This window comes from Streptomyces sp. NPDC031340 (genome assembly GCF_055569945.1).
In genome coordinates, this window is the sequence record NZ_JBVIIE010000018.1 from 148336 (window position 1) to 160207 (window position 11872).

Below are 11872 nucleotides of genomic sequence, written 5' to 3' on the forward strand. Positions count from 1 at the left end.
GGGCCTTGTCACTTCACCGAGCAGTACGACGAGATGTCCTTATGCGGCCCATACCGTCGTTACGGAAGGTGGCGGCAACGAGCCGCCACCGCGTACGAAGGGGCAGGCCCGTCATGAAGAACCGAGAGGCGCAGGTACGGGGGTTCGCCGCCCGGGCCGGCGGCTGGAGCGCCCGGCACCGCTGGGCCGCCGTCGGCATCTGGGTGCTGTTCGTCGTCCTGGCGATGGGACTCGGTTCGGCGGCGGGCCGCGTCGACGTCAAGGACAGCGACCAGCTGAGCGGCGAGACGCACACCGCCGCGAAGATAGTCGAGGACGCGGGGATCGAGGAGCCGGCCGGTGAGACGGTCCTGATCCAGGCCAAGGGGGGCGGCCTCAAGGCCACGGACGCCGAGTTCAAGGCCGCGGTCGCGTCGGTCGTCGAGGCCGTCGAGGCCACCGGCAAGGTCACGGACGTGAAGTCGCCGTACGACACGCGCACCATCTCCCGGGACGGCCGCAGCGCGCTGGTGCAGTTCGACATGCGCGGCGACTCCGAGACCGCGGGCGAGCGCGTGGAGCCGGTGCTCAAGGCCGTCGCGGGAGTCCAGAAGGACCACGAGACGCTGCGGATCGAGGAGATCGGCGGCGCCAGCATGATGAAGACGTTCGACGACGCGTTCGGGGACGACTTCCAGAAGGCCGAGTACTCGGCGGTGCCGGTGGCCCTCGGCATTCTGCTCATCGCCTTCGGCGCCCTCGTGGCCGCGCTGCTGCCGGTCGCGCTGGCGATCACCGCGATCATCGCGACGATGGGCCTGATGGGCGTCGTCAGCCATCTGCAGCCGATGAGCGACACCGCCAACTCCGTGATGCTGCTGGTGGGTCTGGCGGTCGGCGTCGACTACTGCCTGTTCTACCTGCGCCGCGAGCGTGAGGAGCGCGCCGCCGGGCGGGACGCGCAGACGGCCCTCAGGGTCGCCGCCGCCACCAGCGGCCGGGCGATCGTGGTCTCCGGTGTCACGGTGTGCGTGGCGATGGCGGGCATGCTGTTCACCGGTCTCGCCGAGTTCGAGGCGATGGGCCTGGCGTCGCTGATGGTGGTGGCGGTCGCCATGGTCGGTTCGGTCACCGTGCTGCCCGCGCTCCTGTCGCTGCTGGGCGAGCGGGTCGAGAAGGGGCGCATCCCCTTCCTGCACAAGGCCATGCGGCGCCGGGCCGCCCGCGGCGACGGCGGCAGCCGGTTCTGGACGGCGGTGCTGCGCGGCGTGCTCGCCAGGCCGCTGGTGTCCGTGCTGGTGGCGGCGGGCGCGCTGCTGGCGGTCGCGGCTCCCGCGGTGGGCATGAAGACGCAGAACCTCACGCTGAACCAGGAGTTCGGCGACTCGCTGCCGATCGTGCAGACGTACAACCGGGTCAACGACGCCTTCCCGGGCGGCTCGGAGCCGGCCGAGGTGGTCGTCAAGGCGAAGGACATCAACGCCCCGGAGGTGAAGGACGCGCTCGCCGCGTTCCGCGACCGCGCGATCAGCTCGGGCGCCTCCCGCGGCCCCGTGCAGATCACGCTGCACGACGCGCAGAACGTCGCCTACGTGTACGTCCCGCTGGTCGGCGGCTCCGACCGGGACAAGGCCGGGGCGAGCCTGGAGAAGCTGCGCGACGAGGTGCGGCCGGCCACCCTCGGCAAGGTCGACGGCGTCCAGGCGCCGATCACCGGACAGGTCGCCGGCTCGCACGACTTCAACGACCAGCTGGCCGGCGCCGTCATCCCGGTGTTCGCGTTCGTGGTGGTCTTCGCCTTCCTGCTGATGCTGCTGTCGTTCCGCTCGCTGACGATCGCGGCCACCTCGATCGTGCTCAACCTGCTGTCGGTGGGCGCCGCGTACGGCATCCTCGTCGCCGTCTTCCAGCACGGCTGGGGCGCCTCCCTGGTCGGCGCGGAGGGCGTCGGCGCCATCATCACCTGGCTGCCGCTGTTCCTGTTCGTCATCCTGTTCGGCCTGTCGATGGACTACCACGTGTTCGTGGTCTCCCGGATCCGCGAGGCGCGCCTGCGGGGCCGTACGACGAACGACGCGATCCGGCACGGCGTGGTCACCACGGCCGGCGTCGTCACCAGCGCCGCGGTCATCATGGTCGCCGTGTTCGCGATCTTCGGCACGCTGTCCATGCAGTCCATGAAGCAGATGGGCGTCGGCCTGGCGGCCGCGGTGCTCATCGACGCGACGGTCATCCGCGGCGTGCTGCTCCCGGCGGTGATGGCGCTGCTCGGCGAGCGCAACTGGTACCTGCCGCGCTGGATGCACCGGCTGCCCGACCTCACGCACGACGAGTCGCCGGAGGCGGTCGTGCACGACACGCACGGCACGCACGGCACGCGTGACGACGAGGACGAGGGCGAGCCGGTGACCGTCTGATCCCACCCGGTCCCACCCGGTCCACCGCACAGCCGAAGCCGCGGGCCCGTCGGACTCCCCTCCCGGGGGGCCGCGGGCCCGCGCTGTTGCTCCGGGCAAGCGAACCGTCCGACCCGGGCACGCGTACGGTCCGACCCGGGCACGCGTACGGTCCGACCTGGGCGGATGCGACACTGGCCGACGGACGGCGGGAATCCGGGGCCGTCCGCGGCGGGTGTACGCGGGTCTACTCGGGTGCACGCGGGTGTACGACGACACGGAGGCGGACGATGGACGAGGCGCGGGCGCGGGAGGTGCTGGCCGCGGCACGGGTGCTGCCCGGCCCGGCGGGAGAGGCGCGGCTGCTCGCCCTGGGCGAGAACGCGGTGTTCGCCGCCGACGGCCTCGTCGTCAAGGTGGGCCGGGACGCCGAACTCCTGGACCGGGCGCGCCGGGAGCTGGACATCGCGCTGTGGCTCGCCGGGGCCGGCGTGCCCGCGGTGCGGGCGGCGCGGCCCGAGCCGCTGCTCGTGGCGGGGCACCCGGTGACCGTGTGGCACCGGCTGCCCGACGCCGTACGGCCCGCCGAGCCCCGGGACCTGGCCGGGCTGCTGCGGATCGTGCACGCCCTGCCCGCCCCGCCGTTCGCGCTGCCGCCGCGTGAGCTGCTGGGCGGCGTGGAACGCTGGCTGCGGCTCGCGGGCGACGCCGTCGACCCGGCGGACGCGGCGTTCCTGCGCGAGCGCCGCGACGGGTTCGCGGCGGCCGCGGCCGCCCTCACCCCGCACCTGCCGCCCGGCCCCATCCACGGGGACGCGCTCCCCCGCAACGTGCATGTCGGCCCGGACGGTCCGGTGTTGGTCGACCTGGAGACCTTCTCCGCCGACCTGCGGGAGCACGACCTGGTGGTCATGGCCCTCTCCCGCGACCGCTACGGGCTGCCCGCGGCGGCCTACGACTCCTTCACCGAGGCCTACGGCTGGGACGTGCGCGAGTGGGACGGTTGCTCGGTGCTGCGCGGCGCGCGGGAGACGGCGAGCTGCGCGTGGGTGGCCCAGCACGCGCCGGGCAACCCGAAGGCGCTGGCCGAGTTCCGGCGGCGGGTGGCGTCGCTGCGGGACGGGGACGAGACGGTGCGGTGGTATCCGTTCTGAGCGCCTGAGCGACAGCTTCGGAACGATCCCGTCATCACTTCCCGGCCGGAGCACTCCGGCGAGCCGTGATCGACGGACTGCCCCGCACGCCGTCAGACGCGGGACGCCGACGCCGCCTGTGCACCGGCGGCGCGGACGGGCCTGCACGACGAGGCCGCCGCAGCCCACGCAGCGCCGACGGGGCCGGCTCTGCGGCAAGGAGAGACCGAGCGGCCCGGGCCTTCGGCACCGCCACCGCCGTGCCGCACGTGCCGACAGACGCGGGATCCGCGCCGGGACGGCCCGCCCGGGAACGGGTTCCGGCGTGGTGCCCGGTGCGCCTCGGTGGAGAGAGCCCGCCGGTCGCCCGCCGTTCAGTCATCCAGGGCCGCACGCTCGACGAGTAGCCCGTTCAACACCGTGCCGACCTCCTGGAGGGGTGCGGGGTCGCACATGGCGCTGTGCTCGCAGTCGACGCCATAGGTGTGCAGGCGGCCACCGAGATGCGGCTGCCACTCCCGCAGGGCGGCGGCCCCGGAACGGCCGTCGCGCAGGGCGGCGAAATGGAACGCGTCCCCGCCGACGTGCCCGAGAGCGCTGCCGGGCAGGATCCGCAGGTGCTCACGGACCGTGCGCAGATACGCCTGGACGTGCTCCTCGCGCAGTTCCCGGCCTGCCGCGAGCCCGTCCTGGAGGAGACCGTGCGCCTCCCGCACCGTCAGCGAGCGGTCCGCGGGCGCGTGCACTCCCAGTTCCGTCAGGAAGCCGGTCAGAAGGACGTGGTCGTCGGGTTCGCCGCCCGGGACGTCAGCTGCAGGAGGGTAGGAGTCCAGCATCATCAGGAGCGCCACTTCCTCCCCGGCGCGCTGAAGCCGTTCCGCCACCGCGTGCGCCAGATTGCCGCCCATGGACCAGCCCAGGAGGTGGTACGGGCCGCTGGGCTGCACGGTACGGATGTGGGCCAGGTAGTACTCGGTCAGCGCCGCGAAGTCGGACGGGACCGTCTCGCCCGCGAACGCCGGAGCCTGGAACCCGTACAGGGGCCGGTCGTCATCCAGGTGGCGGGAGAGCCCCGCGTAGCACCAGGCCAGACCGCTGGAGGGAGGGAGGCAGAGGAGCGGTGGCCGGTCTCCGCCGGCCCGCAGCAGGACCACGGGCCCGAAGGGGTCGGCGTTCTCGCCGTCGGCGAGGCGGGCCGCCAGGGTGCCGACGGTCGGGTGCCGGAACAGGTCCGCCAGCGACACGCCGAGCCCCGTGGCGCTGCGGATCTCACTCAGCAGGCGCAGCGCGAGCAGGGAGTGTCCGCCGAGTTCGAAGAAGTTGTCGTCGACGCCGATGTCCGGTGTGCCCAGGACGTCGGCGAACACTTCGCAGAGTATGCGTTCGCGGGTGGTACGGGCTCTGGTGGTGCCGGTCGTCGTGTCGTGGCGGGGTGCGGGCAGCGCGGTGCGGTCGAGCTTGCCGTTGGATGTCAGGGGCAGCTCGGGCAGGGGCACCACGGCTGAGGGGACCATGTGGGCCGGGAGTATGCCGGTGAGGTGTGTGCGCAGGGTGCGGGTGTCCGGCAGCCGGTGGCCGGGCGCGGCGACCACGTAGGCGACCAGGCGCCGCTCTCCGGGCGTGTCCTCACGTGCGACCACGGCCGCCTGCCCCACCTCGGGCAGGTCGAGCAGCGCCGCTTCGACCTCCCCGGGCTCGATACGGAAACCGCGGATCTTCACCTGCTGATCGGCCCGGCCATGGAACTCCAGCGTCCCGTCGCCGCGTCGGCGCGCCAGATCACCGGTACGGTACATGCGGCTTCCCCGCGGACCGAAGGGATCGGCGACAAAGCGCTCCGCCGTCAGCCCCGGCCGCCCCAGATACCCGCGCGCCAGGCCCGCTCCCGCCACATACAGCTCGCCCACCACGCCCGGCGGCACCGGAGCCAGCCCACCGTCCAGCACGTACACCCGCGTACCGACGACAGGTGTCCCGATGGGCGGGGAACCTGCGCCCGCGGCGGGCAGCGGGTCGCTGGCGGTGGCGCACACGGTCGACTCCGTCGGGCCGTACGCGTTGACGAAGCGGCGGCCCGGTGCCCAGCGCTCGACCTGATCCTCGCCGAGCGCTTCGCCGGCGGAGACCAGGGTGGTCAGCGTCGGCACACTGTCGGGTTCCAGCACGGCCAGGACGGCCGGTGGCAGGGTGGCGTGGGTGACGGACCGGCGCGCGATCAGCCGCACGAGGTCGGATCCGGGCCGCAGATCGCGCGGTGCGGCCAGAACCAGGCACGCGCCCTGCCCCAGGGCCATCATCACTTCGAACACCGAGGCGTCGAAGCTCGGGGACGCGAACTGCAGTACGCGGCTTTCCCCGCGCACGGCGTAGCGCTCGCGGTGCTCGGCCACCATGGAGGCCAGACCTTCGTGGGTGACGGTGACGCCCTTGGGGCGGCCGGTGGAGCCGGAGGTGTAGATCACGTAGGCGGGGTGCGCCGGCAGCAGCGGCTCCCGTCGCACGGCCTCCGTCGCCGCACGCGCGCCGGGCATGCCGTCGTCGGCTGTGGGCATCGTGTCCACCGCCAGTCGCGGCAGGTCCCCCAGCGGCAGACCCTCCTCCACACCCGCGTCGGTCAGCACCAGCGCGGGCCGGCAGTCCTCGAGCAGGAACGCGATCCGCTGCGCGGGATAGGCCGGATCCACCGGCACGTAGGCACCTCCCGCCTTCAGCACCGCCAGCACCGCCACCAGCCACCGCACCGAACGCGGCAATGCCACCGCCACCAGCCGTTCCGGTCCAACCCCCCGCTCCACCAGCACCCGAGCCAGAGCCCGCGCCCGCGCGTCCAGCTCCCGGTAGCTGACCTCCTCGCCGTCCGGCCCGACCACCGCCGACGCGTCCGGAACACGCCGGACCTGCCGCGCGAACAACTCCGGCAGCGTCGCCGGCGCCACTCCCCGCGCGGTGTCGTTCCACTCCACCAGCACCCGCCGCCGCTCCGCCTCGTCCAGCACCCCCACCCGCCCCAACGGCATGAGAGGCGCGGTCTCCAGCGCGTTGACGATGTTCTCGGTCGTCGTGCGGATCAGGGAGCACACCTCTTCGGCGGAGATCGGTGGGGCTGCCTGAACCGTGAGCAGGAAGTCGTCGCCGGTGTCGTCGACCGCCACGCCGAGGGGGTAGTTGGTCCGCTCCCGCGTGTGCAGCACGTCGACGCCGTCGAGGATGCTGTTCACGTCCAGGCGGGCGCCTTGGCTGTGCCGGTAGTTGAGCAGGGAGGTGAACAGCGGGCCCTCCGCGCCGATGGCACCGGCCTGGCGGGCCAGCGCGAGGGGAGCGTGCTCGTGCTCCATGAGCTCCGCCAGCTGGTCCTGCGCGGAGCGCACCGCCGCCAGCACCCCGCTGGCGGCGGTCCGTATCCGGACCGGCAGGGTGTTGATGAACATCCCGGGTACGCGGTCGGCGCCCGGACCCGCGTTCGTACGGCCGAAGAGGACGGTGCCGAAGACGACGTCGTCGCGTGCCGCAGTCGCCGCCAGGACCCTGGCCCACACGACGTGGAGGACGGCGGCGGGGCTGACGGCCAGGCGGCGGGCCTGCTCGCGCACTCTTCCGGCCAGAGCGGAGTCCAGCGAGCGGTGTGCCTCCACGACCGTGGTGCCGTCCCCACGGACATCGAGCACGCCGAACGGGGCCGTCGGTTCGGTCACGTCCCCGAGCAGCCGTGCGAAGTACTTCTCGTGCTCCTCACGGGAGGCCCGCCGGCGAGCCCGGTCGACGAAGTTCCGGAACGGCAGCGGTTCGGGCAGGGCGTCCTGGGTTCCCTCCATGAACGCCCGTATCTCGCGCAGCAGTACGTCGAGCGTCGTGTGGTCCTGGATGAGGTGGTGGGCCTGCACCAGGGCGAGCCACCGCCCGCCCGTGGCGGTCGTGGATGTGAACACGCGCAGCATCGGGGCCAGGTCCACCCGCAGGGGCGCGGCGCCCGCCGGCAGCCAGTCGGAAGCATCGTCGGGTCCGTGCACGCCGACGGGCGGATCCACGGCGATGACCGGGACCCGGGCCCGGCGCAGGACGACCTGCACCGGTTCGCGCAGGCCCTCCCACAACACGGCCGTGCGCAGGATGTCGTGCCGGTCCACGACCTTCTGGAGCGCGGCCAGGAAGGCGTCCCGTCGTGCCCGGGTGTCGAAGGCCAGCGTCAACGGCAGCACGTAGGCATCCTCGGCGTCCTCGCCGTGCGTCATCACGTGGTGGAAGAGGATGCCTTCCTGCAGAGGGGCCAGCGGGTACGCGTCCGCGATGTTCGCGGTGCCTCCGGGCACCGCGGCCGTGATGCGGTCGATCTCCGCCCGGGTCAGCTCCGTCAGGGGAAGCATCTCGGGGCTGATTTCCCGCGTTCCCGCGGGAATCCGGGAGGGCTCGGGGCGTTCTTCGGCGGACAGCGCGCTCTGCGCGAGCGCGGCCACGGTGGGAGTGCTGAACAACGCCCTCACGTCCAGGGCCATTCCGCGCGAACGGGCCCGCTCGATCACCGTCACCGCGAGGAGGGAGTGTCCGCCGAGTTCGAAGAAGTTGTCGTCGACGCCGATGTCCGGTGTGCCCAGGACGTCGGCGAACACTTCGCAGAGTATGCGCTCGCGGGCGGTGCGGGGTCCGGTGGTTTCGGTTGTCGTGTCGTGGCGGGGCGCGGGCAGGGCGGCGCGGTCGAGTTTGCCGTTGACCGTCAGCGGCAGCCTGTCCAGCGCCGTCACCGCCGAAGGCACCATGTAGTGCGGCAGCCGCGCGGCGACAGCGGACCGCACCAGCCGCACGTCCACCGCCGCAACACCGGGCGCCGCGACCACGTACGCCACCAGGCGCCGCTCCCCGGGCGTGTCCTCACGTGCGACCACGGCCGCCTGCCCCACCTCGGGCAGGTCGAGCAGCGCCGCTTCGACCTCACCGGGCTCGATACGGAAACCGCGGATCTTCACCTGCTGATCGGCCCGGCCATGGAACTCCAGCGTCCCGTCGCCGCGTCGGCGCGCCAGATCACCGGTACGGTACATGCGGCTTCCCCGCGGACCGAAGGGATCGGCGACAAAGCGCTCCGCCGTCAGCCCCGGCCGCCCCAGATACCCGCGCGCCAGGCCCGCTCCCGCCACATACAGCTCGCCCACCACGCCCGGCGGCACCGGAGCCAGCCCACCGTCCAGCACGTACACCCGCGTACCGGAGATCGGCCTTCCCACGGGAATGCCGCGTACGTCGTCCACGTCGTCGGACCGGACGACGTGCGTGCTGGTGAAGGTGGTGTTCTCCGTCGGCCCGTATCCGTTGACCAACCGCACTCCGGGCAACGCTTCCAGGACCGTGCGGCACCGTGCGGGAGACAGCACGTCGCCGCCCGCCAGCAGGTGGCGCAGTCCGCCGAGGGCGGTCACGTCGGTGTCCACAGTCTGGTGGAACAGCCCGGCGGTGAGCCACAGCGTGGTGACCCGGTGGCGCGTCACGAACGCGCGCAGGTCGGACGGCGACAGGGTGCGGGGCGGGGCCATGGCGAGGGTCGCCCCGTTGAGCAGGGCACCCCAGATCTCGAACACGGAAGCGTCGAACGACACCGAGGCGAGCTGGCCGACGACATCACCGGAGCCGAGGCTGATGTAGTCGGTCTCCCGTACGAGCCGGTCGACCGCTTCGTGGGTGACGGTGACGCCTTTGGGGCGGCCGGTGGAGCCGGAGGTGTAGATCACGTAGGCGGGGTGCGCCGGCAGCAGCGGCTCCCGTCGCACGGCTTCCGTCGCCGCACGCGCGCCGGGCATGCCGTCGTCGGCTGTGGGCATCGTGTCCACCGCCAGTCGCGGCAGGTCCCCCAGCGGCAGACCCTCCTCCACACCCGCGTCGGTCAGCACCAGCGTGGGCCGGCAGTCCTCGAGCAGGAACGCGATCCGCTGCGCGGGATAGGCCGGATCCACCGGCACGTAGGCACCTCCCGCCTTCAGCACCGCCAGCACCGCCACCAGCCACCGCACCGAACGCGGCAATGCCACCGCCACCAGCCGTTCCGGTCCAACCCCCCGCTCCACCAGCACCCGAGCCAGAGCCCGCGCCCGCGCGTCCAGCTCCCGGTAGCTGACCTCCTCGCCGTCCGGCCCGACCACCGCCGGCGCGTCCGGAACACGCCGGACCTGCCGCGCGAACAACTCCGGCAGCGTCGCCGGCGCCACTCCCCGCGCGGTGTCGTTCCACTCCACCAGCACCCGCCGCCGCTCCGCCTCGTCCAGCACCCCCACCCGCCCCAACGGCATGAGAGGGTCCTTGGTCACCGAGTCGAGGACACGTACGAGACGGGTGGCCAGCGTGTGGGCCGTCACCCGGTCGAACAGGTCGGCTGCGAAGGTCAAGGAGCCGGCCAGTCCCGCGGGTGAGCCGGCGGCTCCGGGATCGAACGTTTCCTGGAACTCGAATTCGAGGTCGAACTTGGCGGGCGGTGCCGCGTCGTCCGTGAGGGGCGCCACCCGCAGGCCGGGCAGGTCCGGTACCGCGCTGCCGGTGCTGTGCAGCGACAGCGCCACCTGAACCAGGGGCATCCGGCTCGCCGACCGGTCCGGCGCCAGTTCCTCGACCAGACGCTCGAAGGGGAGTTCTTGGTGTGCCAGAGCGGTCAGTCCCGCCTCCCGGACCCGGCTGACCACCTGTCGGAAGGAGGGGTCACCGGTGAGGTCGGTGCGCATGACCAGCGTGTTGACGAAGCAGCCGACCAGTTCGTCCAGCGCCGCGTCGGCGCGGCCCGCGACCGGGACCCCGAGGGGAATGTCGTGGCCGGCGCCCAGTCGGGACAGCAGCACGGTCAGCGCCGCCTGAAGGATCATGAAGACGGTGACGCCCTCGGCACAGGCGAGGGTCGCGATCCGCCGGTGCAGGTCCGCATCCGTGCGAAAGGTGACCCGGCCGCCGCGGTGGGAGGCGACCGGGGGACGGGGGCGGTCCGTCGGGAGCGCCAGCTCAGGTGCCATGCCCGCCAGGGCCGACCGCCAGAAGGCGAGTTGTTCGTTCAGCAGGCTGCCGGGATCGTCCTCGTCCCCGAGCAGTTCGCGCTGCCAGAGCGTGTAGTCCGCGTACTGCACCGGCAGCGGTTCCCAATCGGGGACCTGCCCCTTCCGGCGTGCCGTGTAGGCCCTCGACAGGTCCCTCCCCAGCGGACCGAGCGACCAGCCGTCGGCGGCGATGTGGTGCACCACCAGCAGCAGTACGTGCTCGTCCGCTCCGGTCTCCAGCAGCCAGGCCCGCACCGGGATCTCATGTGCCAGGTCGAAGGGCCGGGATGCCAGGCCGGCGAGGGCGCCCGTCACCTCTTCGGGCGCGGTCGCGATGAGGGGCAGATCCACCACGGCCTCGTCAGGGGCCAGGATCCGCTGCTCGGGGACTCCGTCGGCGGCGGGAAAGAGCGTACGCAGCACCTCGTGCCGGCCGATCACGTCCCGCAGCGCGGCACGGAGGGCGGTGCGGTCGAGCTCACCCGTCAGCCTCAGCGCAAGCGGGATGTGGTAGGTGACGCCAGCCCCTTCGAGTTCGCCGAGGAACCACAGGCGGTGCTGTGCAAACGACAGAGGGATCATGACGGTTCTCTCTTGCTGGGTCGCACGGGGGACGAACGGAGGGCGATGCGCCGGCGGACCGGTTCGTCGGTGGTCCGCCGGGCCGCTCAGCCACCCTGCGTGGCGGCGATCAGACTGGCCGGACGCATGTCGGTCCAGGACTCCTCGATGTACGCGAGGCAGTCCGTGCGCGATGCCGCGCCGAACGCCACGCTCCAGCCGTCGGGCACCTCGGCGAAGTCCGGCCAGAGGGAGTGCTGTCCCTCCTCGTTCGTCAGGACGAGGAACGAGGCGTCGGGGCGGTCGAACGGATTGGTCACAGCGATGTCCCTTCTGGTGTCTGGTTCCGTTGCCCGGTTGACCGGGCGGGCAGGCCGGTGCCGGAGGCGGCCCCGCCGGCGTCCGGCCCGGTCGGCCGGCTCCGCGGGCGCAGCGCGGGCCTGGCCCGCTGCGTCTGTCCGAGGTGTGGCACGAGTCCGGCCACGGTCGGTGTCTCGAAGACGGCCCGGAGGGGTAGTTCCACGCCGAGAGTCGCCCGGATGTCGTTGACCAGCCGGGTTGCGAGGAGCGAATGCCCGCCCAGGGCGAAGAAGTCGTCGTCGACACCGACCTGGGGTACGTCCAGCACACGTGCGAAGACGGCGCACAGCTGTTCCTCCCGCTCCGAAGCCGGACCGCGGACCGTGGCCGTCGCGGTCCCGTACCGCGGCGCGGGCAGGGCGGCGCGGTCGAGTTTGCCGTTGACCGTCAGCGGCAGCCTGTCCAGCGCCGTCACCGCCGAAGGCACCATGTAGTGCGGCAG

At 72.7% G+C, this 11872-nt stretch carries 4 protein-coding genes and 1 pseudogene; 2 read left to right on the forward strand and 3 right to left on the reverse strand.

Features of this window, described 5'->3' with window-relative positions:
- Positions 1-113: 113 nt before the first annotated feature.
- Positions 114-2396, forward strand: coding sequence for an MMPL family transporter (locus tag ACZ5GT_RS16815; RefSeq protein ID WP_469023183.1), 2283 nt, complete (start codon positions 114-116; stop codon positions 2394-2396).
- Positions 2397-2665: 269 nt separating this feature from the next.
- A complete protein-coding gene (locus ACZ5GT_RS16820; RefSeq protein ID WP_469023186.1) occupies positions 2666-3529 on the forward strand; it encodes a phosphotransferase enzyme family protein in 864 nt (287 codons plus the stop codon).
- Between the two features lie 353 nt (positions 3530-3882).
- Here ACZ5GT_RS16820 and ACZ5GT_RS16825 read toward each other — a convergent pair.
- The 3 genes and pseudogenes from ACZ5GT_RS16825 to ACZ5GT_RS16835 all read right to left on the reverse strand — a co-directional run.
- A pseudogene (locus ACZ5GT_RS16825) lies at positions 3883-11091 on the reverse strand (amino acid adenylation domain-containing protein); the annotation flags it as partial.
- 86 nt (positions 11092-11177) lie between these two features.
- Entirely contained in the window at positions 11178-11390 is a 213-nt protein-coding gene (locus ACZ5GT_RS16830; RefSeq protein WP_469023189.1) for an MbtH family protein, read from the reverse strand.
- A partial coding sequence (locus ACZ5GT_RS16835; RefSeq protein WP_469023194.1) for a phosphopantetheine-binding protein occupies positions 11387-11872 on the reverse strand: 486 nt, incomplete at its 5' end. The genes ACZ5GT_RS16830 and ACZ5GT_RS16835, both read right to left, overlap by 4 nt.

Bases quoted from the DNA above. Each gene is read 5' to 3' on its own strand.
- ACZ5GT_RS16815 (WP_469023183.1), top strand. From the start codon at position 114: ATGAAGAACCGAGAGGCGCAGGTACGGGGGTTCGCCGCCCGGGCCGGC.
- ACZ5GT_RS16820 (WP_469023186.1), top strand. From the start codon at position 2,666: ATGGACGAGGCGCGGGCGCGGGAGGTGCTGGCCGCGGCACGGGTGCTG.